We start from the raw sequence: 25,180 nt of genomic DNA, 5'->3' as shown, positions 1-25,180 counted from the left end.
TTGTTTCGTAGGGCACTACCGGCGATTCCCCCGCGATCCACTGTAACGGCATTTTACCTCGTTTCAAGCGTTTTTGGGCCAAACCTTCTGAGAACTCACGCCCACCATATTTGTGTAGCACCCGGCGGTGCTCAAGCCCCGGAAACTCCGCACCCACCGATCCCCTACGCATCAAACTGCCGGAGCCAGAGTTCTGCGCAGGCTATCCGCCAGAACTCAGTGGAATACGCACTCTTCCCGTCGAGGAATTCCCGGTAGTTCCGGAGTACCCGTTCTGCATCCCAGTAGGGCCGGGCCGCGAACTCCGGCGAGGAGAAGAGGGCAAGGATGTGGGGGTGAAGTTCGTCCTTCATCCAGGCCTCCTCGGGGGTGACGAACCCCATCTTGTCCATCCTGCACCGGATGGCGTCGGGTACCAGCCCCCTGATCGCCCGCCGGAGGACGTACTTCGTGACGCCGCAGCGGACCTTCTGGTCGAGCGGGAGCCCTGCAAGGTACTCCACCAGCCTGTAGTCGAGGAACGGGACCCGCGCCTCGATCGAGAACGCCATCGAGTTCCGGTCCTCCCAGTGCAGCAAGAGGGGGAGGTTTGAGGCGACGACCTCTCGCTTCAGCACCGCATCGAGCGATCCCGCATACCGGAGGACCTCCGGTGGGGATCCCTGGAGAAGCCCCCGCCGCTCCGACCGGACCCGGGACTGCCGGGCCGCCCACGAGAAGAAAGACCGGTGGTGCCTCGCGCTGCCGAGGGCCTCGCGGAGAGCCGCGAGTATCTCTCCCCGCCGGAGGAGCCCCCGGATATACGGCATCTGGTAGGCGATATACCCGCCGAGCTGCTCGTCGGCACCCTGCCCGTCGAGGACAACCTTCACCTCGCTCTGGGCAAGCCGCATCACGCAGTACTGAGCGTATATCGAGAGCGACGCAAACGGCTCGTCCTGCATATAAAGGAGCCTCCCGATATCCTCCCAGAGCCCCTCCGTATCAGGGGTGGTCCGGTGGCTCGCGACCCCCGTCGCCGCAACCACCGTATCGATATGCCTGCTCTCGTCGAACCGGGGATCATCAAAACAGACCGAGAACGTCTTCTGCCGGTTCCCGACGCTCTCCGGGCGCTCGGCCCGCAGGAGAACGTTGATCAGGGCGGTGACCGTCGACGAGTCGATCCCCCCCGAGAGGCAGGTGCCGACTGGGACGTCGCTTCTGAGCCTGAGCCGGACAGCATCGGTCAGAAGGTCCCGGACCTCCCGGGCGGCGGCCTCATCGTCGATGCCGGCCGAACGTGGAGCGCCGTTCATCACAACATCCCAGTAGCGGTGCGGTTCCCCGGCGCCCGCCCCGGAGATGACGATGAAATGGGCCGGCGGGAGCTGGAAGATGCCTTCGTACATCGTCTCCCCGGTATGGTCCGCAACCCCCCACGCAAGAAACGTCGAGAGCATCCGGTCGTTCGGTCTCCGGCCCGCCGCAGGATGCGCGAGGAGCGCCTTGATCTCCGAGGCGAAGAGGAACGATCCTCCGGCCAGGGTATAGTAAAACGGCTTGACGCCCAGGCGGTCCCGGGCGCAGAAGAGTTCGCGGCGACGCTCGTCCCAGAGGGCGAACGCCCACATCCCGTTGAACCGGGCGAGGCAGTCCCTCCCCCACTCCTCGTAGGCGTGCAGGATCACCTCCGTATCGGTTGCAGTGGCGAAGCGATGGCCGGCAGCAAGGAGTTCCTCCCGGAGTTCGGGGTAGTTGTAGACCTCACCGTTGAAGACGATCTGGAGCGACCCGTCTTCATTCGCCATCGGTTGCCGGCCTTCGTCGGAGAGGTCGATGATCGCAAGACGGCGGTGGGCGAGCCCTACCGGGCCGGAGAAGAAGCTCCCCTCGCCGTCAGGCCCGCGGTGGAGAAGTCGCTCCGCCATGGCCCCGACGAGGTCCGCATCCGCCCGCTCTCCGTTCAGGGCAAACTGCCCGGCGATACCGCACATACCAGGACCCTATCACTCGTCAGAACAGGTCTTGTCCAGGCCCGTGCCGTTGATGTCGCAGGGTGCGCAGGGGGTCGATCCGTTCACCACCCGGTATGCGTCAGCGAGGACCGCGGAGTTCGCGAGCATTCCTGCGATCAGGATCACCTCCAGGATCTCGGCCCGGGTTGCACCCTTCGCCATCGCCGACTGCATGTGGTACTCGACGCAGTGGCTGCACTTGAGGGCGGCGCCCACCGCGAGGCTGATCAGCTCGATCGTCTTCGGTTCGAGCTGGCTGGTCTCGACCACGGCGCCCTTATACAGCAGATGCGAGATGAGGATCTCGGGCCGCTCCGCCATCCGCTCAAATATAAGGGGGACTCTGCCGTACTCGGCCTCGATCTCCCGGAGGAGTTCTCCCGCTATGACGTCCGACCCCCGTTCTGCAACCCTCGTGAGTATCTTCTCAAAATCCATCGCTACACCAATATCCTGGTCTCTGAGAAGGGTTTAATCCGTATCAATATGTAATTGCGCATCCGTGACGGCTTAACGTCGGCGATATCCCCGATGGTGATCCCGTCCGCGACCTCAAGCAACCGCATATCATCGGCATACAGGTCATAGGGGAGCTTCACCCGCAGGCCCTCCATCTGGGCGGTCACCGGCGTAGGGTGCGTCAGCATGCTGACCTCCTGGATCCGCTCCCCGATGATCGCCATCAGGCGGGGCGGGAAGATAGAGAGCGGGTCCCTCGCGAGGTCGTCCCGCCGGGCATCCAGGGTGCGGGAGACCTCGTCCACCAGTTCGTCGAGTTTCGCGAGTTCTTCAGGGCGCTTGAACCGGTGCATGATCCTGCCGACGCCCCCAACGTAACCCTCAACAGAAGGGTCGATGATCCGCATCAGGGTCTCGCGGTCCGGGGCTCCGGTCACCACGATCGGCACGTGGATCCCCTGCCGGAGCACCGGGAACTTCTGCCGGATACACTCCTCGAAGTTTCCGAGGGCGTAGACAGCGAGATCGTGCTCGTTGATGATATCCCGCTCCTCATCGTTCAAGTTTGCTATCCGTTTTCCAAATCCCCGGGCGAGCCCGACCATATTCGTCTTCGCGCCGGACCGCCGGAGGTACTCGGCGATATCACAGGCAGTATGGGGGAGGTGGTGGATCTCCAGGCTCGGGCTGACCACAGCGATCTCGGTTCCGACGAGGGGCGCCTCGGTCACCTCGCCGGCAAGCGGTTTAGCAACCTCCCGTATCAGGTCGATATCATCCCGCGGCACGAACGACTGGAGCACGACGTCCTGAGCCATGACATGCTTCTGCACGATGTAGCCCCCGAGGTCGTCGATAAGGTCCATGATCTCGTCGTGCCGGTAGACGCCTCCCTTGTAGGTCACCGGTACCAGCGTCGTCACAGCGTCACCCCCATCTTTGCAAAGATCGGTCTTACCATCGTCTCCACGATGTCGCCAGGCAGGGTATCCTCGCTTGCTACATAGTAAAACTTCTCGTCCCTGATGTACTGACGGCGGACCTTGAACCCCTCGGGAGCGATGTACTGCAGAGCGTAGATGACGTCCTTATAGAGCGTCTCGCTCGGGTCGGCGACCACCACATGCTCGAGGTCCTCTTCCCCGGCTACCCCCGCCGGGAGGACGATTGTGAACCGGTCAGGCTGGTCGACGTTCTCCTTCCCGTAGCGGGCCCAGAGTTTCTGGAGCAGTGGTGCAAGGTAGGTCTCATCGCCGATATCAATCACGATCCCTTTCTCGCCGGGGTTGACGTTAGCAAAGTCGCTGACCCGGATAGCCCGCGGCATATGGCGAAGTATTCCTGCGGCGACAAATATCGGCACCTTCGGGTCGACGTAGATATGAAGCCGGTCGATCACCTTGATCAGGTCGAGGTCCTGGAGGACATCGGCCGCGATCCGCTCATAGGCCTCTCTCCCGACCGCATCAGGAGACTCGACAACGAAGTAGTTCAACGGGGGCATCTACTCTCCCTGGATGAATCCGGATGATAGCAGGGCCGACCCGACCGCGCCGATATACTGCGAGTAGGGCGGGACGACGATCTCGGTCTGCAGGAGTTGGCCCATCGCATAGACCAGTCCCTCGATCAGCGAGGTGCCGCCCACCATGATCACCGGCTCTTTGATATCGATCTCCTGCAGCTGCTGCTCAAAGACCTGTTCCGCAACACTGTGGCAGGCCGCAGCCGCCACATCCTCCCGCGAGCTCCCGGCAGCGAGAGCGTTCACCAGGCTCTGCGTCCCGAAGACAATGCAGTAACTGTTCATCGAGACGTTCTTCCCCATGCCCTTCATGGCGAGCGGACCGAGCTCGGTGATGTCCACACCGAGACGCTTTGCGGTCATCTCCAGGAACCGGCCGCTCGCGCCTGCACAGATCCCGCCCATCGTGAAGGTCCCGGGGATACCATCGATCACGCTGATCGCCTTGTTGTCCATGCCGCCGATATCGATGACGGTCGAGGGGCCCCGCTGGTGGCCGGCGAGGTAGACGGCGCCCTTCGAGTTCACCGTCAACTCCTCCTGGATCAGGTCGGCCCCGAAGTGCTTCCCTATAAGGAACCGCCCGTATCCGGTCGTCCCGATCGCCTGGATGTCGTCGCGGGTGAGGCCCGCCATATCGAGCGCATCCACAACCGCGCTCTCGGCGCTTGCGATCACCTCGGTCGTCGGATGCCAGCCGGTGCCGACGATCTTGTTATCCTTCATCACGACCGCCTTTGTGGTGCTCGACCCCGAGTCGACACCCATCGTGATCCCGGTCTGCTCCTCACGGGCAAGGAGCGCTCTCCGCCGTGCGATGGTGGTCAGGGCCTCCATCCTCGTGAGAAGGGTCCCCGCGGTCGTCCGCTCGGTGAAGGAGTAACTCACCACCGGCAGCCTCGAGTGTTCGGGGATATACCGGCGGAGCTCGTTTCGGACGATCGCCGCCTCGGCGCACCGGAAACATGTGCCGATGAAGACCCCGTCGGCATCCACCTTCCCGTCCACGAGCGCCATACCCCGGGCGATCATGAGTTTTAAGTCGGCGCTCCGGACGTCCAGCCCGAATTTGTCAACAGCTCGCTCGACATCGGCAAGCGCGATGTCGGGGAAGAAGACCTCCGCGCCCACCGCCTCGGCGGCATCGTAGATCTCCTTCTGGACGCCGCTGTACTCCGGCCCGCAGGAGAGTTGGGCAATCCGCACCTTCCGGCTCACGCTTCACCCTCCTTCGGGAGACTTGCGAGAAATGTCTTGATGGCAGCGACGAACTGCACACCCTCGTCCTCGTTTGTGGGATACTTCAGTTCCAGAATTGGTATACCGCTCTGACGCAGGGAGAAGAGGATCAACTCGTCGGTGCGGGCGCACCCCATGCACCCGAACGCAAGGTCAGCGTCGGTGACGATGACCGCGGCCTCGGCCTCCTCGATGAGAGGGCCGTAGATCGCCATCCGCCCCCGGACGCCGGACGGCACCTCGACAGCCGCGTACTTCAGGCCGCGTTTCGGCTCTTCGGGCGTGATCTGCAGGGGCGGGGAGTCGATCCCGGCAGTCTGTATCCGCTCCCGGATACCGAGGGCTGCACCGAGCGGTTTGTGGCCGAACCGGGCCACAAGATCGGAGAGAATGAGGCTCGTTGCAGGGTAGATAAACACCTTTGCCATTGTATTCAGGACTCCTCTGTATCTATCAGTTCTTGTAATCGTTTGATATCGAGTAACGGTTTCTTCTCGCGTGCAGGCGCCGCATCCGGCACCCCCGCCTCCTCCCCCCGCCGCTCGACCTCTTCAAGGCCGTGGGTGATGTAGCGGAGAATACGGAATTCACGCTCGTGGCCGAGGTAGCCCGGCCGCGCTCCGCCGAGGTTCGCCCGGCAACGCCTGGGATCCCCGGGCGGGAACCCCCGGTCCTTGACGAAGATGTGGGTGGGGTCGAACGTGCGGATCTCCGCGATGAGGTGGTCGACTGCCTCAGGTTCACCCGTCACCTGCAGCCCGAAACACGTCTCCTTGATCAGGACACCTTCGGACGCCTCATACGCCCTGAGCGCGAGCTCGCCGGGAGTCATGGACGGCGACTCGACGAAGACGTATTTGGTCACCGTGCCGACGTAGTCCGGAGTGTACCCGGCCATCATTTCACCTCTCTCACGTATACTGTTGTTCCTTCGCGCATCCCGGCAAGGTTCCCCGCGTCGAGCACCTTCCCGATGACGTTCGTGCCCGTAAGCGGCTCGGCGGTCGGGCCGAACTCGGCGTTCGGTGTCGTGCGAATACCGACCATGCCTGCGCCCCGTCGCGAGTCGTTCGTCATCGCGAGGGTGAACGCCGGCACCTCGCCCGCGGGAGTGTTCTCCGGTATGATACCGACACCCTTTCCGATCTTCGGTTTGAAGAGGGAGACGTCCTCGAACCTGAAGACGAGCGGCATCTTCCCGACGGCATGATGCTTGAGCCCGGTCACCTCACGGAAGATCGTGACCGACCGGGGCGCGGCCGCCTCGTCGAGGGTGATGCTGATGACGTGGTCAGACGGCTCCGTTGCGACCCGGACCGCCCCGGCGGCAAGCACCTCGAGTGTCGTTGCCGGGGTCTGGCCGACGACCACCCGGTCCCCTTCGGCCGCATCGGCGGTGAGCGAGACTCCCCGCCGGGCGACAAACTCCTCAGCCCCGGCAAGCGTGAAGCCGACCAGGTCGAACTGCTCCGGCTCGACCCGGATGGCAAGGAGGTCGCCTTCACCGGCAAACCGCACGAGCTCGATACCGTGGACCACCCGCCCAACGACGGTGTGCGCCGGGCTTGCCGATACGCCCTGCGTGTAGATGTAGACCGCCCCGGAAGATTTCCCGGCAGTCCTGACCGTAATGGTCCCCTCGAGCCTCGGACCGGAGAACTCCGCCGGGACCTTCGTCGGGACCAGATGCGCATCGGCGATGTGGGTGCTGCTCGAACGATCCACCAGGAATCTGCCGCTCTGTACGGAGAGAAGGAAGTGCTCGACACTCCGGGCGACCCGGGTATCTATCCCGTCGCCCCCGAAGCCCAGTACCTCACCCTCCACATAGGAGATGACCTGCATCCCGTCCTCGAGCTGAAACGCCGCATCGTGGGTTATGACCGCGTGCGACCGGTCGGCATGCCTGAATATCCGCTCGACCTCGATGATCCGATCGCCTTCGGCGATACGGTCGAGCAGCCCCCGACCGGTGACGACCCTGCCGATGACACCGCCGTCCGCCGGGGCGCCGTAGTCGGCCGTATGCCGCATGCGGGCGAAGATCAGGTAGGATTGGGTTGGGTCATAGCCGCCGCACCCGAGGATCACGTCACCCCGCTCGTACCGGCCCGGCTCCCGTGCAGGCCGGACACCGGACTCAAACGGCCCGAAGGCGGCGGCGTAGCGGTCCTGCCAGTGCAGGCGGAGCCGCTCGGCAAGCCCAGGCCGGAAGAGCCGGGAGACTACCCCCGGGTCCGCCATCTCGACGACCATATCGCCGGCCGAGGTGACGAACCTGACCTCCTGTGACTCCGCTGCATCCTCCTCGAGTGTCGGGAGGATGACGGCGACGCTGCACCGGACGTCCCGTCCGGGGAGGATATCCCCGAGTCGGGCGCCCGCCGGAACCTCTATACGCTCTCCGTCCAGGTGAATCTCCATCGTCCATACCTCAGGGGGTGCCGGCCCCCATCACCTTTCGCTCATCCTCGGTGAGGTGAGCAAGCACCTCTTCCGTCGGGCCCATCTTGATGATCTTACCCCCCCGCATGAGGGCGACGCGGTCGCAGATGTCTCGCACGAACTCCATGTCGTGGGAGACCACGATGAACGTCTCGTCCATCTCCTCGCGGGCGTGGAGGATCGAGTGTTTCACGTCGATCTTCGTTATGGGGTCCATCGTGCCGGTCGGCTCGTCGAGGACGACGAGCAGGGGCTCGCGGATGAGAACCTGGGCCAGCGCCACCCGGTGCTTCTCACCTTCAGAGAGCTGAGCGGGATAGCGGTCCAGGATCTCCCGGCTCATCTCGGGGGCAAAACCGGCCATCCCGAGGGTGATGATCGCTTTCCTCATCGCAAGCTCCTTCGGGAACTCGAGGCCTATAGCGTCGGTGAGGTTGTCGAGCACCGTCCTGTGCGGGTAGAGGTCGTACTCCTGGTGGAGAAGCCCGATGTAGCCCTTCGCCCGGCCCCGGCGCTCGATGCCGGGTTTGGTCATGTCGACCCAGTCGTCCCCGATCCGGACGTTCATCTCGCCGCTGGTGGGTTCGAGGATCCCGGATATGATCCGGGAGAGGGTTGTCTTGCCCGCGCCGCTCTTGCCGATGATCCCGAAGATCTCCTGTTCAGCGACATCGAAGGAGACGCCGTTGACCGCCCTGACCACGCCCCGGTCAACCGAGAGGTAGCGCTTGACCACATCCCGGGCGACCAGGATCTTCTCGCCGACCTCCCCTGGCTGGTACTGCTCGAGGTCGCTGTAGTCCTCCATGAACCGACGGATGACTTCCGCCGGGTTCCCTATCTCTTTAATCTCCCCGCCTTCAAGGAAGATCGCCCGGTCCGCGACGTCCTCGATGACGTTTGAGAAGTGCGACGTGACCACCATCGCCATATCGTTCTTCTGCGCGCTCTCGATGAGCATGCGGTGAACGAGCGTGGCGGTCTCCGGGTCGAGCGTCCCGGTCGGCTCATCCGCAAAGAGCATGAATGGATTCTTGGCGAGCTGCCGGGCGAGCACTACCCGCTGCTTCTCGCCGCCGGAGAGGTCCCGGGCGATGTGCATCATCCGGTGGGAGAGCCTGACCTGGTCGATGAGGTCGGCGGCCCTGCTGACCGCCTTTTCTCCCGGATAGCCGATATCGTCGAGCGCCCGCAGGACGTTCTCGATCACCCGGTCGTCGCCGTAGAGGGCGAACGTCCGCTGGAACATGATGGCGGTTCTTCGCATGATCCGCCGTTTCATCATCGCACTCTCGTCCGCCCAGAGGTCGACGTCCGCGGGCTTGAGTTCGCCCCCACAGACGGGACACGGCTTCCCTGCCTCACTCGGGACGCCGATGTAATCACACTCCTCGCAGGCGACGATATGGTAGATGATCGCTCCCCGTGTCGGGGGCTGGTCCACACCCCGCATGAGGTGCATAAGAACGGTCTTGCCGGCCCCGCTTCTTCCGATAATGCCGACTGTCTCCCCCTCTGCCACTTCGAAATGTATATTTTTGAGTACAATGGTCCCATCGAACTCCATGCAGAGGTCCTTCACCGTAATGAGTGGGGTCATCTTGAGCTCCTCGTTAAATTAGTCTTCTCGTGGTATCATATTAGGGTTTATATTGTTGCACTTTTCCCGGTCGCCGTGGTGTCTGTGAGGAGTTCCGCCACAATACCGGGCACCTCACTGACGTTCCGGATCACCCGGTCGGCGCTTGCGTAGAGTATATCGGGTTTCCGATCGGACTGCTGTTCGGTGAGCACGGCGAGATCCGCCTTCCGGAAGGCGTGGAGATCGTTGATGGCATCCCCGACCATAACGACCTTATCATACTGCTCTTTGAGGTCTTCCACGATCCGGGCCTTCATCGAGGGCGTGGCAACGCCATAGACCCGCTCCCGGGGAATGCCGAGGTAGTCGCCCATCCGTTCGAGTTTGGTGACGCGGTCACCGGACGCAATGTATGCGGGGACGCCCATCCGGTGCAGTTCGCTGATGGCCTCTCTCGCACCGTCAAACGGCCTCCCGCCGGTCGTCACCGCGAACTCGATCCCGGGGATATCCATGTTCAGGATCACGCCGCTGTTCATGGTGACGATCGACTCTCTCTTGCAGCAGCTCCAGACCTGCCTGATACAGGCCTGCATATCACCAACGCGGGCATGTCCGTCGGCATAGAGGATATCCGCGACCGCCTCGGCAGGGATGACCCGCCGGGAACAGGCCACTCCAAAGCCGACCGACCGTTCGAGGAAGAACGCCGAGAGGAGCTGGTCGGGAGGCGCCTCGATGACGTCGCGGGAGTGGAGGTGGAGGACGACAAGCACTCTCGCCTCGGCCCCGAAGGTGATGGTCGTGGTCTCGACCTCGGTCAGTATCTCATCCTTAAGGATATCCCGTGCTACACGGTAAGTCCGGAGAAGTGTGCCCGCACTATCAAAAACAACGGCTACCGACATGTATTCTCACATCAATAAGTCTATGTGGTCTCTGGTCATCTGAATGAACTACTATGTTACTGAGTGAGACGGCAGCAAGCATAAAGAATATGGAGATCCGGGGCGCCGGCAGGATCGCCCGGGCGGCGGTGGAGGCGCTGGCAGATTACGCCCGAAATCTGGACGTTGACGACCCCGAGACGTTCAAGCGGGAGATGCAGAGAGCGGCCGATACCCTCACCAGAACCCGCCCGACCGCCGTCTCGCTCCCGAACGCGGTGAGGAGCGTGATGCGGGCCCTGGACTCGTTTGAGTCCGTCCCAGCCGCACGGGGCGCGGTCCTTGCGCGGGCGGCGGAGTTCGTCGACCACTCGGAGCACGCGGTCGAGCGGATAGCGGAGATCGGGGCACGCCACATATCCGACGGCGACGTCCTCCTGACCCACTGCAACTCCGAGGCGGCGCTCGGGTGCATTCTCGAGGCACACCGACAGGGGAAGGAGATCGAGGTCTACGCGACGGAAGTTCGCCCACGGGGCCAGGGGCTCATCACCATCAGAACTCTGAACGATGCCGGGATCCGCACAAACTATATCATCGACTCGGCGGTCCGCTACTTCATCAATGATGTCGACCTCGTTATCGTCGGTGCCGACGCCATTGCGGTGAACGGTGCGGTGATCAACAAGATCGGGACCGCCCAGATCGCCCATGCCGCAAACGAGGCCAGGACGAACGTCATCGTTGCGGCGGAGACCTACAAGTTCGCGCCCCGGACCATCCTCGGCGAGAAGATCGAGATCGAGGAGCGGGACCCGGGGGAGGTGCTCCCCCGGGAGGAGGTTGAGAGACTTCCTTTCGTGCGAGTCAGGAACCCGGCGTTCGACGTGACGCCCGCGGAGTACATCGACCTGATCGTCACCGAGCGGGGGGCGATCCCGCCGGAGCTTGCGTATCTGGTCATCAGAGACTACCTGGGGTGGAAGATCGAGGAGCTGCGGTAGGTCGTGCTCCGGACTCTCTCAGAGGCACGCCCTGACAGGGAAGACCGGGGTGACCGGGAGGCTGAACGCTATGCCGGTGCCGTTCTTCAGCCCGGCAAACAGCATCGCGATCGCCGCGAAGGGCGGGGCCGGAAGGAAGAGCAACACCTCCGGGTAGGGCGCCCCGAAAATGGCGTCCAATGATATGGGCCGTTTCGCGAACCCCGCGCTGTATCTACCGTAGAGAGTACAGCGACGGTCTTCACGACATTCGAACTCTCGCTTCGTTCCCGGAGATACGCAGCGGCAATCTCTTCCGCCACATCGATCGTGATTGCGGGGCGGTGGACCGGTAATAGTCACGGGCATCCTGGAAGTACACCATCTCCCCGTCAGCGGCATCAATCCATACTTGGATATCACCTCTCGGATCGGGGTCGTCTTCCGCTTTCACCCGGAACCGCCAGACGTCGCCATAGGTCTGCACGTCGTACGGCTCGGCAGCCATCCGCTCGATCCGGATCCCGGGGATCTCCCGCTCCAGTGCGGCCGCGGCGAGAGAACGCACTTCCTCCTCGCCGAGCAAGCCGTCCGACGATGGTTGGGCCGGCGCCTCCCGGGGTGACGCCGTCGCCTCCGGCGGCGTCGGTGCAGCCAGTCCGTTTCCACCGGCGTCCGTCCCGGTACACCCCACCGATGCTGCCGCACAGGCCAGGAAGAGAAGCACCGTCACGAGGGTGCAGCTGGTTTTGTTGATGGTCACGCAATTCGTGCAGTTTCCCTGATTGGGGCGTCGACGTTCTCTCATATACCTATTCTGTGACAATCAGTTACACATCCGGGCGTTCGAAGGCCCCGGCCGGGGAAAAGTCGGGTTCACACAGTATCAAGGCGCAGTGCACCGACGCTCGAATCAGATACCAGCCACAGACTGAGGATGCCAAAAATCCTGCCTAGGAGTGTGCGCATTCAGGTATCAGGCCGTTCCCGCCCGTCACCGGATATCCATCCGCATGAACCTCGTATACGCGAGGTGAAGAAGACGACAGGATAGATAGTCAGCGCCGCAACGCTCGACTAGATCCGGCCGAGCGTATCCTTCAAGGGTCGCTCCAGGCGAACTCTGAACTCTTTGGATGAGGGGGTTGGCGACCATCTGCGGAGAGAGGTTGACAGCACTCTGGTAGTTCTCAACCCCGGTATACGTCCCCACCAGGGCAAGAGGCCCAGGAACAGGGCGAGAACGGCCAGGTAATGCCAGCCCGTGACGCGGTCGGCGAACTCTTTCCGGGCTACGATGAAGACCCGCTCCGCCGTCATGCGGTCCCCCGGAGAGTCCGGTCCGTCCCGAACGGGCCTGCATTATGGTCCGGTTGGTCCGGTGCATGCACCAGCATCATTACCCACCCTACCGGATGCTCGTCGCGGAGATCCGATATTTTCCCTCGCCTGCCTCCTCCGCGACGAAAGAGACGGACAGCATCTCCGTACCAGCCCGGTTCAGGGCAACGGATTCGCTGTACTGCCTGCCCGCGGCGTCCCGGACGGCCAGCGTAAACAAGCCACGGGCGGGATCGAAGATGCCGCAGCTCCGGTTGGTGCATGTTACCGTAAACGTGTTCCTGCCGAGCCCGGTCACGATATCCACGATAGGAGATACGACCGTCTCGTTGAGGTCGGAGTCGATCCGGGCCCTCCCCAGAGCATAGGTGCCGGGGGTGGCGTCCTCGCAGAAGACGATACGCCCACTTGCTGCATCTATTACATGCACCTCTCCACCGGGCCAGAATGAGGTAACCACCATACAGATCACTGCGATGAAGAGGCCTGCCGGGACCACGGCTCCGATTGAGACTCCCAGCCCCGCGGGGCACCGTTCCGGCATCCACGCTCTTTTGTCAGGGAACAAGGTCGGATATAGTTTACGGCCACTGCAGCTACATATCGCGCGACATGTAGCTGCAGTGGCCGTAAAAGGCATATAGGAGTTTTAGAAACTCCTTTAAGAGGCTCTATGGAACTCTACAGAATCACAACAGTTATCATGATCGTCGCGACTCTGCTGGTCCCGGCCGTCGCAGCGCAAGAGACCGAAAGTCACAACTACATCGTAACCCCGGCCGGGGATACGGTGCTCGAAGACAGCCCGGTGTTTATGCCGATGAACGCCGGCAGCATCGTGCAGGGCGAGACGGACTGGTACTCGACCTATGTTCCCGCAGGCACAACGGAACTCATCGTCGACCTGAACTGGGGCGATTCGTCCGACTCGCTTCGGCTGACGGTGTACGCGCCGGATGCCGTGCTCGGGCCGTATTACGACGCATACGACGGCGTGAACGGGAGGATATACCTACGCATAAAGGACTCTGTCGGCCTGCACCCAGGGACATGGCAATTTGCGGTCTATGGAGACAGGGTCACCGGGACAGAGGACTACACGATCGCCTGGCGGTGAATATCGGAACGTTGAACATCTCTTCCGGCGACCCTCCAGCATGGTGCGGTGGAGCCGGATCTCTTCCATTCTTCTCGCTGCCGTAGTCCTCGCAGGTATCGCACTACCGGGCACGGCAGCCGCTCGTTACACGGTCGAGCCGGTGACGGAGGAGTACACCGGCGAGTGGCATGATTTCGAGGAGAACACGTTCTGGGACCTGTCGCCCTAGGAGATGCTCCTCTACTTCCTGCTCGCGGTCCTGCCCGGGGTCCCGTATATGGGGGAACTCTTCTACGCGCTCAGCCTCCTCGCGTCGCTCGGTTTCCGGCGGATAACAAGGCGCACCGTCCTCGACGACGACTTCCGGCTCGACCTCTACCGACAGATCGCCGCCAACCCGGGTGCAGGTGCCGGGGAACTCGGCGAGTTGACGGGTGCATCGCGGGGGCGGCTCCGGTACCACCTCGATACGCTCATCCGGGAAGGCAAGGTGGCCGCCGTGGACTACCGGAGCCGCACCGGGCTCTTTGCGCGGAACCAGAGGTATACCGACCTCGAACAGCGCATTCTCATCAGCCTGCGGGAAGAACCCTCCCGGGCGGTGCTCGGGTGTCTCCTCGGATCTCCTGATGCAATCCGGAACGACGTCGCAGAACAGCTCGGGCTCTCCGGCCCCACGATCTCCCGGCACATGCAGGCGTTCGAGGTAGAAGGGATCGTCACCGTAGAGAGGGACGGGCGGTTCGTCCGCTACCGGCTCTCCAAAGGAGCCCGGGAGTATCTCGACCGGCACGCTAGAGACGTTCCCTTCCCCGGAAACCCCAGCATGGAGCGTTGTCCCACCGCAAGGGGCCGCGAGGTCCCGACGGGGTAGACATGGGCGTGTTTTCCTGAATACAACTTCCGGAGTGATGATGAACGGGCGAAGGACATGGGAATTGAGAATATCCCGGTGAAGTTCACGGTATTCATCTCCCCACCGGAACTGGTCCTTGATTGCGGCCGGTCGAACCCCCCGGATCGTACCGGCTCCTACGCACAGTCGCCGGAGAACTGCCCGGCGAAAGTCACCTCCCTCGATGCGTTGACCCAGTACTTCGCTAAAGTTCCGAGGAAGCCTCTCTTGAGGTCAAACCGCTGACTTCCCTTCACGGCTCTTCGCGAGAGGCTGTATCACCTCCGCACCAGTTAGGAGAAAAAGCCAAGTAATCACCAGCAGAACGTCTCCATATCGTAGCCGGCATGCGGCATCCCCGGCGGCACCAGGTGGCTCATGTGGACGCACCGGTAGTCCCGGGCCCCGACATCGCGGGCGAACCGGACCGCCTCCGTATAGTTCATGTGCTTGCTGATATTGTAGCCCTCGGGAGCGATGGCATCCACGAAGAGGAGGTCGATACCGGTGCCGCGGAGGAGATCCCGGCTTGCCTTCGGGATATCCTCCCTCGTGTCGGCGGTATAGGCGACCGTGACACCGTCGTGCTCGATCAGGAGCCCGCAGGTGTAGACCGGGGGGTGGTTCACGGGAAAGAACGTGAAGGTCACGCCGAAGAGGTCGAACGGCTCATACACCGGAACCGGGTGCTTCTCGAACGGCAAAAAATGGAGGTAGCCGGAGCAGTAGTCTATCACCGGCGGCGCCGCGTAGGCCGGCGGCACCTTCTGCACCCGGTAGAACTCCCCAAAACCGATGAAGTGGTCGTAGTGGCCGTGCGACCAGAGGACCGCGTCGATGTGGGGCGAGCAGGCCCGGAGGAGCTGCTGCCGCAGGTCCGGCGACGACTCTATAAGAATGTGCCTATCCCCCGTCTCGATGAGGAGGGATGTCCGGAGCCTTGATCTCCCCGCGGCCGTCATCGCCCGGCAGGTCTCGCAGTCACATCCCACCTTCGGCGTCCCGATGGCGTCGCCGGTCCCGAGCAGCGTGATCTGCATATCAGTATCCGATGCCGCGGATGACGTTGCGCTCCTCGACCCTGATGAGTCCCTGCTCGATGTCCACCGGGTCAAGGTGGCGCCGGTCCTCCATCAGGGCCGACATCACCGCCTCCTTCATCATCATCCGTATATCAGAGCCCGAGAACCCCTCCGTCCGGGCGGCGAGGTCCGCGAAGTCGCAGTCGCAGTCGATGGTGGCGGCGACCTTCTCGATGATCGCCTGCCGCATCGCCTGGTCGGGAAGTGGGAACTCCACAACCTCGTCGAACCGCCGCCACGCCGCCTCGTCGAGGATGCGGGGGTGGTTCGTCGCCCCGATGAGGAGGACACCGTTCTTCACGAAACTGATCTGGTCGATGTTCTTTAAGAGCATGTTCACTGCACGCTTCATCGCGCCGTGGTCGTCGCTGACCCGGGTCTTTGCGACGAAGTCGAACTCATCGATGAAGAGGATGCAGGGGGCGAGTTTCTTCGCGAGGTCAAAGATACGGTCGATGTTCTTCGATGTCTCGCCCAGGTACTGGGAGGTGACCATCGCGAGACGGACCTCAAGCACCGGCATATGAAGTTTCCGGGACATCGCGAGCGCGAGCGACGTCTTCCCGGTGCCGGGCGGGCCGACGAAGAGGAGCCGGCCGAACTCGTAGATCCCGTGCTCCTTTAAGAATTCCCGGTGCTCGAGGGCGACAGCGATCTTTCTGATGGTCTCCTCCTGCCGCGGGGTGCAGACCAGTTTGTCAAGCGAGAACTCGACCTCGTCCGGGGCACTGATGATGATCAGGTCGCGGGCCTCCCGCATCTCCTCGCTCTCCCCGATGAGACGGGAGACCTTCGCCTCCATGTACTCTTTAGTATCCTCGAACCGGGGGTTCTTCGCCCGGACGTCCTGGTAACGGGCGGCGATGCCGTCCTTTCCTTCAAAAAAGTATGCAAGGACGGGGTTTTCCCCAATCCTTGGGATCCCGCCCTTTTTGAGGAACCATCCCGCCGCTGCGTCGAGCGAGGGCAGGCTCAGGCGCTGCCCGAACTCGTCGTAGCCGACGAACGGGTTCTGGCGGACGGCCTGGCAGACGACGTCCGGGCTGCCGAGCACCTTCCTGATCGCCCCCTCGCTCACGATCAGGGGACGCTTCACCTCGGTGCTCCCGCCGCTCCCGGCGCCGAAGAACCCCCGGCAGCGCGGATGGAGGTCGTTGATGCCGAGTTCCTCATTCCGGTTGAATATCTCCGCGGTGAGGAGGAGTTCCATGATGCGCAGGACGTCACGCGTACCCGTTTCAATGGTCATATCTATGAGCAGACATATTGGCGCGTGACATCAATAAGCGTAACTCACCGGGTGGTGACCTCGCATCCCCCGTCCGTGACGATCAGGGTGTGCTCCGCCTGCGAGACAAACGATCCCGGCACGTCGTGCAGCATAGGGAAGGGATGGAGGATCCCCGCCCGCACCAGGGCGAGAAGCCCAATCTCGACCTTGTCGCCCGGGACCCAGCGACGGGCGAACGGGAGTCCTCGTCGCGGCCGCGCTGTCTCGAGGACTCGTTTTGCCGACGGCAGCCGGGCGGGGCGGGCTGCGATCTGCTGGTAGATCTCCACGCGCGTCGCCTCACCGATCTTTCCCGACCCTGTGGTGGCGAAGGGCTCGATCGCAAAGACCATCCCCTCCTCGATGACTGCCCCCCCGGCCATGGCGACGTTCGGGATGGTGGGTCTTGTGTGGAGGTTGTAGCGGTCGAGGCCGTGCCCGGTGAGGTTTGCGACCGGTTTGTAGCCGTGTTCCTCGATCGTTGCCTGAATGACCGTTCCGAGTTCCCCGGCGGCGACCCCCGGGCGGACGGCGGCGATCGCCGCATCGAGGGCCTTTCGGGAGGCCTCAACGAGGGGCGCGTGGTCACCGAGGTCGACGGTCATGGCGGTGTCGGCTATGTAGCCGTCGATCTGCACCCCGAGGTCGACCTTGATGAGGTCGCCCCGGGAGAACGTCCGCTCGTCGCCGGGCATGGCGGTGTCGTGGGCCGCGGCCTCGTTGAAGGAGACGTTGAGGGGGAAGGCAAGGAGCGCTCCCTCCTCGGTCACCATCGCTTCCGTCGCTTCGACCATATCGAGGAGGTTTGCCCCCTCCTTCACGAGCCCCGAGCCCCGGTGGAGCACCTTTTGTGCCAGTGTCCCTGCTTCGTGGTAGGCGTCGTAGACTTCATCATCCATGATCATAGCGTGAGCTCCTCTTCGTATTGGGTGAACCGGTCAAACCCGGTCTCTGTCACCGCGCCCATATCCTCCAGGCGAACGCCGCCGGTCCCGGGGTAGTAGAGCCCCGGCTCGATGGTGACGACGTTCCCGGCGACGAGCGCTCCTCCCTGGGGGCCGAGCGATGGCTCCTCGTGCACCTCGAGCCCGACACCGTGACCGAGGCTGTGGATGAACCCCCGCGTATCGCTCTCGTAGCCGCGGTCGCGGAAGAACTCGACCACCGCGCGGTAGAGGTCGGCGCCGACGGCCCCGGCCCGGACCATCGATGCACCGAGGGCTTTTGCGTCCCTGACGGCGTCGTACATCTCCCGAATTGCGGGGGAAGGCTCGCCCTTCACCACCGTCCGGGTCATGTCGGCGTGGTAGCCGGTCAGTTCGTCCTGGGGATAGATGTCGATGACGATCGGCTCGTCCTCCCGGAGCGGCCCGAGACCGGGGCTGTGTGGGAGGGCGGTATCAGGTCCGCAGGAGACGATGGTGTCGGTCCCCCGGCACCCATGGGCGAGGAGGGAGGTGTGCATCTCCGCACGGACGGCCTCGGAGGTAAGGGGCTTGCCGTCCCGGTAGAGGACGCCGGCCCTGGGCGCGGAGGCCCGGATGAGCGCGATCCCCCGCTCCAGCGCCGCCTCGGTGGCCCGCTGCACTGAACGTATCCGCGCGATCTCTTCCGGTGTCTTGACCGCCCGCATCCCCTCGACCGCCCCGCCGGCATCAAGGATGACCGGGTGGAAGACCTCGAGTTCCCGGGCGAGGGCGAGAGGGAAGTTCGCCGGGGCGAGGATGGGGCCGGCGGCGAGGTCCGCGATCATGTGGGCGGTCGCCCGCCAGCGCGGCTCTCCCGCCTTGATGTATTCGAGGTAGCCGGCGTCGGCGCGGGTGACGACCGCCGCAGCCGATTCCTGGACCGCCCGTTCGTGCTCCATCTGCGGGACGACGATCATCCCCCGCTCGCCGGGCTTCTGCACATAGACCACGGGATCGGTGGTGCGGAACCGGGTCAGGTAGCGCACGTTGGCATCCGCAGACGAGCCGTAGGCCGCGTATGCTGCTGCTCCGGCATTCCGGATAGCAGAATCCAGTCCATTCATTTTACCAACTCTTTCGTTGAAACCACAAGTACTTTTACCACCGCGTTCAAGTATGAATAATGGATGAGGCAACCAAACAGGTCTTCAAGGGCAGGTTCATCATACTGACGGTCATGCTGAACATCATCATCCTCTGTTTCGCCATGGCTGTCTTCGTTCTCCTCCGGTTCGCGCCCGAAGGAATCCCCGGTCTTGCGATCGGCGTCCTCCTCCTCGCCGTCGGAGTAGCTTTCTCCGTATCGTTCCGGAAGCACTACTCCCTGACGAAGGCCTGGCTGAATGAACAGCCGTAGCATGCAGGAACCTATGGTATCTCGACAGGCGGATATGCTGGCTAAGTTGAAATCCGAGATCGAACTCGTCTCAAGGCACCTTGAGGTGATCCGGGCGGTCGTGGAGAACCAGCCCATCGGTATCATGAAACTCTCCGAGGTCCTGGATCTCCCCTACCACCGGGTCCGCTACTCGCTGCGGATCCTCGAACAGGAGGGATATATCCGCGCCTCGCCGGCGGGCGCGGTGGCGACAGCGCTCGCGGCCGACCTTCTTTCCGGCCTGGAGGGCGAGATCGATGAACTGATCGGTCTGCTCGTGACCATCCAGGAGGAGAATTCCCGTAATCTTTAATAAGGTTCAGACGAGATATTATAGAGCACTTGTTATGGTTGCCGCCATAACTCAGTTGGTAGAGTGGCTGGCTGTTAACCAGCATGTCACAGGTTCGAGTCCTGTTGGCGGCGTCCCTGATTCGTGAAACGGTAAGAATAACCGGTTCAATCCTGCTTTTAGAACTCATGATAAGAGATTCAATGAATCGTGACGCATTCGTGACAGATTCATGTAAGAAGTCGTGCGCTTCCTCTGAGATCGTGATGTTCAATCTTTTCCTCTTTCGCTCGTAAATATTCTTTTTCGACATTTACTCTCCTTTCCTCTTTTCTTTTCGACTGTCCATACAGTTCTGTATCTGTCCGCACAGTTTCGGATTACCTAACATCTCATCGGATGAGGCGTACATCTGTTTTCTATCTCATTTCTTCCTCCAGACAGGAGTATTTCAGGAGAATTCTCCCAGACAGCAGGAGAAGAGAGGAGAAAAGAGGAGAAAAAGCAGAGAACGTGAGCCACTACATTGAGGATATCATAATTTGACGCATTTTCTGCTACATTATGCGATATCAGGTCTGAATTCTCCGTCTTGTTATCTTCATTCTGGATTATATCGATTATTTCATGAATACTCATGCAATATTGCTCGATTTCTCTATCGGGGCTGTTAACCAGCATGTCACAGGTTCGAGTCCTGTTGGCGGCGTTTCCTTTCCTATTATTTCCATAATAGCAAACTAAGATTCATTTTGGTATACAGTCTCAGCACTTTGCTAAAGTATTGAGGAAGCCCCCTGTAGGGGTCAAACCATAGGCTTCCCTTCGCGGCTTCGCGCTCTTCGCGTGAGACTCTATCACCACCAGGTACTTCACGCGAAGCCGCGAAGAACGCGAAATATAGTGTCCGGGTACTGCCAACTCCTCTTCGCACCTCCGGTGCTTGAGGTCCGGCCCTTTGACCTGTCGCACGTTGCGGCATTGCGCGAGACCACATCGCTGCTAGGCGCCAAAATGAAAGAAGTCCTGGGTCTCGACAGTCGCAACTTCAGCTTTTCTCGCCGTGACAAAATGATATTCAACGAGTCCTCCGGTTATAGCCCATACAAGTCCTTGAGGTAGTTATAATCATACGGGTAGTATGGACCACCGCCGTATGTCCCAGAAACCTTTGATGATCTCTTACGCTCATTGTATTCTTTTTCTTTATGCATATGCTCGCATTCATACAACGTCTGGAGTTGAACGATTATCTGCTCAGTCTCCCATATTTGGCCGTTTTTTGTTTCTGCTGAAGGGCAGTAATGTGAATATGTGCCGGGCAGGACCGTGACCGTGCTATAATATGCGGAGGACCTTGGGCTGCCTGTCCCTATCCTCTGTTTTTCTAAACGGATCCATGTTTTCTGAATACCCTCCCGTATTTCTTCGATGTGACGAATGTATGCAAGGTTTTCCTGGATTTTTATTTCATTCTGGTATTCCTGTTGCTCGTGTTCATATAATATTTGAAGACGATGGAAAACCTGTTCTGCCTCTGCTATTTGATTTCTCATTAAATTGGACTGTGTTTTATAATTGAGGTATGTTCCTGGTTGTATATCGACAGAATTATAATATGAAAGAGCATCGCGAACATAATCACCTCTTTGCTTCTCCGCCTCGATCCAAGAATTACATATATTGAGTCTTTTTTGGTCTATTTGGTGAACACGTTGTACAGCATATCCAATCTGGACTTGTTTTTCTCTAGTAATTTTTAAATATTTTTGAGAAGCGATCTTCAATACATAGATGGCAACAACGAATAGGATTGAATATAGAAATATCGGTCCAAAGTATAGAAACGCAAGCAAAAGGAGTAAATAAATACCTGCCATCCCGTATCCGGCACTTGTGTCCTTTGTTCTCCCCATACGCACTAGGATCTAGACTAAAGTTCCCTCTATATGTTTCTATTTAACTTTTTGGATCTGTCTTCTAAGTAGGTGAACCGATGTTCTGTCATTTTATTGTAAATATCTCCGAAACATTCTGGCAAGAGGTTATCTTCTTTGATTTTAGTCTCTCACATGTAGAGAAACGTCTATCACTTGATATTGGAAGGTTTCTGTCACTCAAAGGCGTATACGTTAACCTTCTTATCTCCATGTAACTCGATGATGCTACACTCGAAAAGCAAGGCATAAAATTTACTTCCATCCTTAAAATGCTCTGAGATCCTTGGAAATACTTGTTCTTTGATTTAAGGCAAAAGAGAAACTTATAAGCCGTTTGCAATCCGTTTTTCATTGATCAGATGCCGCCTAGATTCGAGATTGAGGTAACACATCCCGGTCTTAACAAGTATAAGATCATTCGTGGAAATGATATGTTTGAAGTACAAAGGAAGGCTGCCGCTCAAACAGTTGCCTGGGATGCGATGTGGGAAAAGGAAGTTAAGAGTGCTCAGGCTGTTGAGAGAACGAATAAGGCCAAGACAGAAATTCAGGAACTAGAAAACCTCCTGAACCACGCATTGATCACAAAGAGTGCTACCTATCAAGATTTTGTAAAAACCAAGACACAGTTCACCAAAGCAAAACCCCAGAAGCCAGTATACTTGCATACGCCCCTGCCCCCGAAGGAAACTGACGACAAGTATAAACCCAAAGTTTCAATGTCTGATTATGTTTTTGCATCCAAAATGAAAGTTAAACTCGAAAGTGCCAAAAAATTATATCAAGATGACTATAATACATGGTTGAAAGAAAAGGAACGGATAAGCGAGCTTAACGCTACCCAAGAACAAGACTATCAAAACGCGTTGAAATCGTGGCAGCAGGGGGAACGAGAATACGTTAGGCAACAGAGGGAGCGCTTATTCAAAGATGATAACGCTGTCATAGAGTACTGCATGTACGTCCTGTCAAATTCCAAATATCCTGATTGTTTCCCACATAAATTTAAAATAGACTACAATCCCGAAACTAAATTGCTGGTTGTGGATTATTCTTTGCCCTCTATTGAGTCGGTACCGAGGATAAAGGAAGTAAAATATGTTAAGTCGTCAGATGAGTTCAAGGAATCCTATTTAACAGATTCTTTTATTAGTAAACTGTATGATTCTGTGATTTATCAGGCTGTTTTAAGGCTTGTTTTTGAACTTTTTAGAGCGGATGCTAATGATGCACTCGATTTGGTCGTTATCAATGGATGGGTGCAATCAATCGACAAATCTACGGGAAAAGATGTGAACGCTTGTATTGTCTCATTACAAACGAGGAAGCAGGAATTCCTTTCAATCAATCTAGATAAAGTCGATCCAAAGGCCTGCTTCAAAAACTTAAAGGGGGTTGGGAGTTCCAAGTTGAGCAGTTTGACTCCCATAGCGCCGATCCTGCAATTTGATCGTAATGATAAGAGGTTCGTCGCGTCATATACTGTTACTGAGAGCCTTGATGATTCAACCAACCTTGCTGCCATCGATTGGGAAGACTTCGAGCACTTGATCAGAGAGTTGTTCGAAAAAGAGTTCTCGCAATCCGGTGGCGAAGTAAAAGTCACCAGAGCCAGCAGAGACGGTGGTGTCGATGCGGTAGCTTTTGATCCAGATCCAATAAGGGGAGGAAAGATCGTTATCCAGGCGAAGCGATACACAAATACAGTTGGAGTATCCGCTGTACGCGACCTCTTTGGTACGGTTATGAATGAAGGAGCAACAAAAGGGATACTTGTTACTACTTCTGACTATGGGCCAGATGCCTATGAGTTTGCTAAAGATAAGCCAATAACTCTGCTAACTGGAGGGAATTTGCTCCATCTGTTAGAGAAACATGGTTACAAGGCAAAGATCGATATAAAAGCTGCCAAGGCTGCTATGGCGAACCGGAATTGATTGTTGCTTAACATTCTGCTCCTGATTTTTATCGAAGGTTCAGGAAGTACATGTCCGCTCTACCTGCAAGAACAAAATCGATCAGACAGAGTTCGAGGGCGAATGCGAGGGACTTTTGTGCGCTGCTCTCTATCATTCCAAAATACCACAGATCTTGAAGCGTACAGGGATGTTCATATTAAGGACAGTGGCGGCCGGCACGAATCTTTGAGAGCCTGAATCGTCCGGCTTTCCTCCCGCCTTTTCAGCACGCCTTTTTTCATGAATCATTGAATTTTTTGACTTGGATTCATAATCCGGGCTGTTAACCAGCATGTCACAGGTTCGAGTCCTGTTGGCGGCGTCATTCTTTTTGTTTGTATCCTGTCGCACCATCCATAGCTGATATCCGCTGGCGGCGCCCTGCCCCCGGAACTGATCTCCTGCAGGCCAGAGTTGACATAACCAGTTTTCCTGTCCGCGCTGAGCGTATACCCGGCACCCTGTCCCGGAGAGAAAGGTATAAGTACCATGGTGGCCCTCCCCGGGGGCTGTATGAGGGCGCTCGATGCCACATGAGGTATCCATCACTATCCACTGCTTCTGCAGAACACCAAAATAAGGCATCATGCTCCAGTAGTACACGAAAAACCATCACACAACATCGGTTCCCCCGTGGGTGAACAAGGGGACATTCTGCTTTCCCTCATGCAGACACCTTCTCCGGTTCAGGAGAAGGCCGAGAGGTGAACAGACGTGAGGATGTTGAGATACGAATTTGTAATTCTTGTCAGCCTTCTATTCGTCGCTTCCATCGCTACCGCATCAGCTGCAGGGCCCGGTACCGACGAAAGCGGCCGGATATCAGACCTGACGCAAGCCCTGTCGCTTGGCCTCTTCCCCACCCAGCCGCAGTCGCCCGATACCGACGAAATCGGCCAGATATCGGACCTGGCGCAAGCCCTGTCGCCCGGGGCCTACCCGACACAGCCGCAATCACCCGGAGCCTATCCGACACAGCCGCAATCGCCGTATTCAGGCGGAATCCCCGTGATCACGCCGGAACTGTTGAACGGTCTCCAGTGGCAGCAGGACCCGTCGGGCTCAGGGATGTTAATCGCCTGGGATCAAACGCAGGGGCTGATATTCGGCTATAATCCGGATTATCCGGACATACTCGTGATCCAGACCGCCGACGGTACAATCTACGGTTACATCAGGAGCACCGGCACGCTGTTGCGGTATGACCCTGCGACCGGATCGTTTACCGCCGTCACGCAAGGATCTTCCCCCACTCCACAGGGGAGCAGACCCTACGCGTGACCCCGAAGCACCAGGCAGCCTGCACGAACAACCCCGCCAAACTTTTTTTAGGCTGCCCCCGGGGGCACCCGCACTCACCCCGGCCACCCGGCTTGTAAAAGACCCGGCCCACCGCGAGCATTGCGGGACGGTCCAGACGGTCACCCGCCAGAGGTAGAGGGGGAACGGGATGCGGGGGATCTTCATCCCGGGCATCAGCCCGACCGGCATCGGGATCGGCACCAGGGCCGGGAGGACGGCGATCGCCCGGTTCATCTCGCAGGAGACGGTGTTGAGTGGAGGTCGATCAGGGAGAGGAGACCTTCCCGGCGGGCGTGCCGGAGTCTCCACTCTCCGGCGGTGAATGTCTTTGCACCGCTACGCACAACCTCATGGAGAGGCGCCGCTCGTCCAGCAGGGTTACCTGCCCCAGGGTGACCGACCGGAGACCAGGAATTTCTCCGGCTGGCGTTCCCCCTGGCCGGGGCCCTGCTTCCCTGCTGCCATCAGGCACTCGGCGCTGCAGAACGATGCGTCTCCGCCTGTGGCTCCCCGCTCCGGCGAAAACTCTCGCCCGCAA

Annotated in this window: 30 protein-coding genes and 1 tRNA gene; 11 read left to right on the top strand and 20 right to left on the bottom strand. The window is 59.5% G+C overall.

Features of this window, described 5'->3' with window-relative positions:
- Nucleotides 1–164: 164 nt before the first annotated feature.
- The 10 genes from asnB to BP846_RS10120 are packed head-to-tail and all read right to left on the bottom strand — an operon-like array spanning nt 165 to nt 10,155.
- A complete protein-coding gene (gene asnB, locus BP846_RS10165; protein ID WP_292395003.1) occupies nt 165–1,976 on the bottom strand; it encodes an asparagine synthase (glutamine-hydrolyzing) in 1,812 nt (603 codons plus the stop codon).
- Nucleotides 1,977–1,988: 12 nt separating this feature from the next.
- Nucleotides 1,989–2,435, bottom strand: coding sequence for a carboxymuconolactone decarboxylase family protein (locus BP846_RS10160; RefSeq protein WP_292395001.1), 447 nt, complete (start codon nt 2,433–2,435; stop codon nt 1,989–1,991).
- A 2-nt stretch (nt 2,436–2,437) separates the two neighbouring features.
- Nucleotides 2,438–3,379: a methanogenesis marker 7 protein gene (locus BP846_RS10155; protein ID WP_292394999.1), complete on the bottom strand. Its 942-nt coding sequence runs from the start codon at nt 3,377–3,379 to the stop codon at nt 2,438–2,440.
- Nucleotides 3,376–3,960: a methanogenesis marker 17 protein gene (locus BP846_RS10150; RefSeq protein ID WP_292394997.1), complete on the bottom strand. Its 585-nt coding sequence runs from the start codon at nt 3,958–3,960 to the stop codon at nt 3,376–3,378. Before BP846_RS10150 ends, BP846_RS10155 begins: the two co-directional genes overlap by 4 nt.
- A complete protein-coding gene (locus tag BP846_RS10145) occupies nt 3,961–5,199 on the bottom strand; it encodes a methanogenesis marker 15 protein (RefSeq protein ID WP_292394995.1) in 1,239 nt (412 codons plus the stop codon).
- Nucleotides 5,196–5,648: a methanogenesis marker 5 protein gene (locus BP846_RS10140; RefSeq protein ID WP_292394993.1), complete on the bottom strand. Its 453-nt coding sequence runs from the start codon at nt 5,646–5,648 to the stop codon at nt 5,196–5,198. Before BP846_RS10140 ends, BP846_RS10145 begins: the two co-directional genes overlap by 4 nt.
- Before the next feature lie 5 nt (nt 5,649–5,653).
- Nucleotides 5,654–6,118: a methanogenesis marker 6 protein gene (locus BP846_RS10135; protein ID WP_292395093.1), complete on the bottom strand. Its 465-nt coding sequence runs from the start codon at nt 6,116–6,118 to the stop codon at nt 5,654–5,656.
- Complete coding sequence (gene mmp3 / locus BP846_RS10130) at nt 6,118–7,644, bottom strand: methyl-coenzyme M reductase-associated protein Mmp3 (RefSeq protein ID WP_292394992.1); 1,527 nt, start codon at nt 7,642–7,644, stop codon at nt 6,118–6,120. The genes BP846_RS10135 and mmp3 overlap by 1 nt, the downstream gene beginning before the upstream one ends.
- Before the next feature lie 10 nt (nt 7,645–7,654).
- A complete protein-coding gene (atwA, locus tag BP846_RS10125; protein WP_292394990.1) occupies nt 7,655–9,265 on the bottom strand; it encodes a methyl coenzyme M reductase system, component A2 in 1,611 nt (536 codons plus the stop codon).
- Between the two features lie 47 nt (nt 9,266–9,312).
- Nucleotides 9,313–10,155 carry an HAD family hydrolase gene (locus tag BP846_RS10120; RefSeq protein ID WP_292394988.1) on the bottom strand — a complete coding sequence of 281 codons (843 nt, stop codon included), beginning with the start codon at nt 10,153–10,155 and terminating at the stop codon, nt 9,313–9,315.
- A gap of 53 nt (nt 10,156–10,208) precedes the next feature.
- Between BP846_RS10120 and BP846_RS10115 the strand changes: the two genes are divergently transcribed.
- Nucleotides 10,209–11,138, top strand: coding sequence for a ribose 1,5-bisphosphate isomerase (locus BP846_RS10115; protein ID WP_292394986.1), 930 nt, complete (start codon nt 10,209–10,211; stop codon nt 11,136–11,138).
- A gap of 18 nt (nt 11,139–11,156) precedes the next feature.
- On the opposite strand, the gene BP846_RS10110 is transcribed toward BP846_RS10115, so the two are convergent.
- The 3 genes from BP846_RS10110 to BP846_RS10100 form a co-directional block, all read right to left on the bottom strand.
- Nucleotides 11,157–11,282: a hypothetical protein gene (locus BP846_RS10110; RefSeq protein WP_292394984.1), complete on the bottom strand. Its 126-nt coding sequence runs from the start codon at nt 11,280–11,282 to the stop codon at nt 11,157–11,159.
- 97 nt (nt 11,283–11,379) lie between these two features.
- Complete coding sequence (locus BP846_RS10105; RefSeq protein ID WP_292394982.1) at nt 11,380–11,880, bottom strand: hypothetical protein; 501 nt, start codon at nt 11,878–11,880, stop codon at nt 11,380–11,382.
- A 645-nt stretch (nt 11,881–12,525) separates the two neighbouring features.
- A complete protein-coding gene (locus BP846_RS10100; protein ID WP_292394980.1) occupies nt 12,526–13,002 on the bottom strand; it encodes a hypothetical protein in 477 nt (158 codons plus the stop codon).
- 129 nt (nt 13,003–13,131) lie between these two features.
- On the opposite strand from BP846_RS10100, the gene BP846_RS10095 reads away from it, so the two are divergent.
- The 4 genes from BP846_RS10095 to BP846_RS10080 are packed head-to-tail and all read left to right on the top strand — an operon-like array spanning nt 13,132 to nt 14,698.
- Nucleotides 13,132–13,575 carry a pre-peptidase C-terminal domain-containing protein gene (locus BP846_RS10095; RefSeq protein WP_292394978.1) on the top strand — a complete coding sequence of 148 codons (444 nt, stop codon included), beginning with the start codon at nt 13,132–13,134 and terminating at the stop codon, nt 13,573–13,575.
- Between the two features lie 40 nt (nt 13,576–13,615).
- Nucleotides 13,616–13,786 (top strand): hypothetical protein, encoded by a 171-nt coding sequence (locus BP846_RS10090; protein WP_292394976.1) that lies wholly within the window; start codon nt 13,616–13,618, stop codon nt 13,784–13,786.
- Nucleotides 13,787–13,789: 3 nt separating this feature from the next.
- Entirely contained in the window at nt 13,790–14,431 is a 642-nt protein-coding gene (locus tag BP846_RS10085; RefSeq protein ID WP_292394974.1) for a winged helix-turn-helix transcriptional regulator, read from the top strand.
- Between the two features lie 57 nt (nt 14,432–14,488).
- Entirely contained in the window at nt 14,489–14,698 is a 210-nt protein-coding gene (locus BP846_RS10080) for a hypothetical protein (protein WP_292394972.1), read from the top strand.
- Nucleotides 14,699–14,766: 68 nt separating this feature from the next.
- Here BP846_RS10080 and BP846_RS10075 read toward each other — a convergent pair whose 3' ends face one another.
- From BP846_RS10075 to BP846_RS10060, 4 genes are read right to left on the bottom strand one after another with little or no spacing between them, the layout of a single operon-like run.
- The gene (locus tag BP846_RS10075; RefSeq protein WP_292394970.1) at nt 14,767–15,492 is read right to left on the bottom strand and encodes an MBL fold metallo-hydrolase; all 726 of its coding nucleotides are present in this window, start codon (nt 15,490–15,492) and stop codon (nt 14,767–14,769) included.
- A gap of 1 nt (nt 15,493) precedes the next feature.
- Nucleotides 15,494–16,783, bottom strand: a complete 1,290-nt coding sequence (locus tag BP846_RS10070; RefSeq protein ID WP_292394968.1) for an ATP-binding protein — start codon at nt 16,781–16,783, stop codon at nt 15,494–15,496.
- A 44-nt stretch (nt 16,784–16,827) separates the two neighbouring features.
- Nucleotides 16,828–17,709: a type II methionyl aminopeptidase gene (gene map, locus BP846_RS10065; RefSeq protein WP_292394966.1), complete on the bottom strand. Its 882-nt coding sequence runs from the start codon at nt 17,707–17,709 to the stop codon at nt 16,828–16,830.
- The gene (locus BP846_RS10060) at nt 17,706–18,836 is read right to left on the bottom strand and encodes a M24 family metallopeptidase (protein WP_292394964.1); all 1,131 of its coding nucleotides are present in this window, start codon (nt 18,834–18,836) and stop codon (nt 17,706–17,708) included. The genes map and BP846_RS10060 overlap by 4 nt, the downstream gene beginning before the upstream one ends.
- Nucleotides 18,837–18,895: 59 nt before the next feature.
- Here BP846_RS10060 and BP846_RS10055 point away from each other — a divergent pair, with 59 nt between their 5' ends.
- The 3 genes from BP846_RS10055 (at nt 18,896) to BP846_RS10045 (ending at nt 19,576) form a co-directional block, all read left to right on the top strand.
- Complete coding sequence (locus BP846_RS10055; protein WP_292394962.1) at nt 18,896–19,129, top strand: hypothetical protein; 234 nt, start codon at nt 18,896–18,898, stop codon at nt 19,127–19,129.
- 34 nt (nt 19,130–19,163) lie between these two features.
- Nucleotides 19,164–19,463: a hypothetical protein gene (locus BP846_RS10050; protein WP_292395091.1), complete on the top strand. Its 300-nt coding sequence runs from the start codon at nt 19,164–19,166 to the stop codon at nt 19,461–19,463.
- 40 nt (nt 19,464–19,503) lie between these two features.
- Nucleotides 19,504–19,576 (top strand) — tRNA-Asn (locus tag BP846_RS10045).
- 250 nt (nt 19,577–19,826) lie between these two features.
- Here BP846_RS10045 and BP846_RS10040 read toward each other — a convergent pair.
- Both BP846_RS10040 and BP846_RS10035 read right to left on the bottom strand, forming a co-directional pair.
- Nucleotides 19,827–20,081, bottom strand: a complete 255-nt coding sequence (locus BP846_RS10040; protein ID WP_292394960.1) for a hypothetical protein — start codon at nt 20,079–20,081, stop codon at nt 19,827–19,829.
- A 455-nt stretch (nt 20,082–20,536) separates the two neighbouring features.
- Nucleotides 20,537–21,358 carry a hypothetical protein gene (locus BP846_RS10035; RefSeq protein WP_292394958.1) on the bottom strand — a complete coding sequence of 274 codons (822 nt, stop codon included), beginning with the start codon at nt 21,356–21,358 and terminating at the stop codon, nt 20,537–20,539.
- Nucleotides 21,359–21,741: 383 nt separating this feature from the next.
- Here BP846_RS10035 and BP846_RS10030 point away from each other — a divergent pair, with 383 nt between their 5' ends.
- Nucleotides 21,742–23,319 (top strand): restriction endonuclease, encoded by a 1,578-nt coding sequence (locus BP846_RS10030; RefSeq protein ID WP_292394956.1) that lies wholly within the window; start codon nt 21,742–21,744, stop codon nt 23,317–23,319.
- A 132-nt stretch (nt 23,320–23,451) separates the two neighbouring features.
- On the opposite strand, the gene BP846_RS10025 is transcribed toward BP846_RS10030, so the two are convergent.
- Nucleotides 23,452–23,943, bottom strand: a complete 492-nt coding sequence (locus tag BP846_RS10025; RefSeq protein WP_292394954.1) for a hypothetical protein — start codon at nt 23,941–23,943, stop codon at nt 23,452–23,454.
- 111 nt (nt 23,944–24,054) lie between these two features.
- Here BP846_RS10025 and BP846_RS10020 point away from each other — a divergent pair, with 111 nt between their 5' ends.
- Nucleotides 24,055–24,621 (top strand): hypothetical protein, encoded by a 567-nt coding sequence (locus tag BP846_RS10020; RefSeq protein ID WP_292394952.1) that lies wholly within the window; start codon nt 24,055–24,057, stop codon nt 24,619–24,621.
- 169 nt (nt 24,622–24,790) lie between these two features.
- Nucleotides 24,791–24,964 (top strand): hypothetical protein, encoded by a 174-nt coding sequence (locus BP846_RS10015; protein WP_292394950.1) that lies wholly within the window; start codon nt 24,791–24,793, stop codon nt 24,962–24,964.
- Nucleotides 24,965–25,180: the final 216 nt, after the last annotated feature.

Source organism: Methanoculleus sp. UBA303, assembly GCA_002501655.1.
Lineage (GTDB): Archaea > Halobacteriota > Methanomicrobia > Methanomicrobiales > Methanoculleaceae > Methanoculleus.
Note: the sequence above shows the minus strand (reverse complement) of the source record. Positions and strands in the feature narration are given on the sequence as shown.

Bases quoted from the DNA above. Each gene is read 5' to 3' on its own strand.
- asnB (WP_292395003.1), bottom strand. From the start codon at position 1,976: ATGTGCGGTATCGCCGGGCAGTTTGCCCTGAACGGAGAGCGGGCGGAT.
- BP846_RS10160 (WP_292395001.1), bottom strand. From the start codon at position 2,435: ATGGATTTTGAGAAGATACTCACGAGGGTTGCAGAACGGGGGTCGGAC.
- BP846_RS10150 (WP_292394997.1), bottom strand. From the start codon at position 3,960: ATGCCCCCGTTGAACTACTTCGTTGTCGAGTCTCCTGATGCGGTCGGG.
- BP846_RS10140 (WP_292394993.1), bottom strand. From the start codon at position 5,648: ATGGCAAAGGTGTTTATCTACCCTGCAACGAGCCTCATTCTCTCCGAT.
- BP846_RS10135 (WP_292395093.1), bottom strand. From the start codon at position 6,118: ATGGCCGGGTACACTCCGGACTACGTCGGCACGGTGACCAAATACGTC.
- mmp3 (WP_292394992.1), bottom strand. From the start codon at position 7,644: ATGGAGATTCACCTGGACGGAGAGCGTATAGAGGTTCCGGCGGGCGCC.
- atwA (WP_292394990.1), bottom strand. From the start codon at position 9,265: ATGACCCCACTCATTACGGTGAAGGACCTCTGCATGGAGTTCGATGGG.
- BP846_RS10120 (WP_292394988.1), bottom strand. From the start codon at position 10,155: ATGTCGGTAGCCGTTGTTTTTGATAGTGCGGGCACACTTCTCCGGACT.
- BP846_RS10115 (WP_292394986.1), top strand. From the start codon at position 10,209: ATGTTACTGAGTGAGACGGCAGCAAGCATAAAGAATATGGAGATCCGG.
- BP846_RS10100 (WP_292394980.1), bottom strand. From the start codon at position 13,002: ATGCCGGAACGGTGCCCCGCGGGGCTGGGAGTCTCAATCGGAGCCGTG.
- BP846_RS10095 (WP_292394978.1), top strand. From the start codon at position 13,132: ATGGAACTCTACAGAATCACAACAGTTATCATGATCGTCGCGACTCTG.
- BP846_RS10090 (WP_292394976.1), top strand. From the start codon at position 13,616: ATGGTGCGGTGGAGCCGGATCTCTTCCATTCTTCTCGCTGCCGTAGTC.
- BP846_RS10085 (WP_292394974.1), top strand. From the start codon at position 13,790: ATGCTCCTCTACTTCCTGCTCGCGGTCCTGCCCGGGGTCCCGTATATG.
- BP846_RS10080 (WP_292394972.1), top strand. From the start codon at position 14,489: ATGGGAATTGAGAATATCCCGGTGAAGTTCACGGTATTCATCTCCCCA.
- BP846_RS10075 (WP_292394970.1), bottom strand. From the start codon at position 15,492: ATGCAGATCACGCTGCTCGGGACCGGCGACGCCATCGGGACGCCGAAG.
- BP846_RS10070 (WP_292394968.1), bottom strand. From the start codon at position 16,783: ATGACCATTGAAACGGGTACGCGTGACGTCCTGCGCATCATGGAACTC.
- map (WP_292394966.1), bottom strand. From the start codon at position 17,709: ATGATCATGGATGATGAAGTCTACGACGCCTACCACGAAGCAGGGACA.
- BP846_RS10060 (WP_292394964.1), bottom strand. From the start codon at position 18,836: ATGAATGGACTGGATTCTGCTATCCGGAATGCCGGAGCAGCAGCATAC.
- BP846_RS10055 (WP_292394962.1), top strand. From the start codon at position 18,896: ATGGATGAGGCAACCAAACAGGTCTTCAAGGGCAGGTTCATCATACTG.
- BP846_RS10050 (WP_292395091.1), top strand. From the start codon at position 19,164: ATGCTGGCTAAGTTGAAATCCGAGATCGAACTCGTCTCAAGGCACCTT.
- BP846_RS10040 (WP_292394960.1), bottom strand. From the start codon at position 20,081: ATGAGTATTCATGAAATAATCGATATAATCCAGAATGAAGATAACAAG.
- BP846_RS10035 (WP_292394958.1), bottom strand. From the start codon at position 21,358: ATGGGGAGAACAAAGGACACAAGTGCCGGATACGGGATGGCAGGTATT.
- BP846_RS10030 (WP_292394956.1), top strand. From the start codon at position 21,742: ATGCCGCCTAGATTCGAGATTGAGGTAACACATCCCGGTCTTAACAAG.
- BP846_RS10015 (WP_292394950.1), top strand. From the start codon at position 24,791: ATGCGGGGGATCTTCATCCCGGGCATCAGCCCGACCGGCATCGGGATC.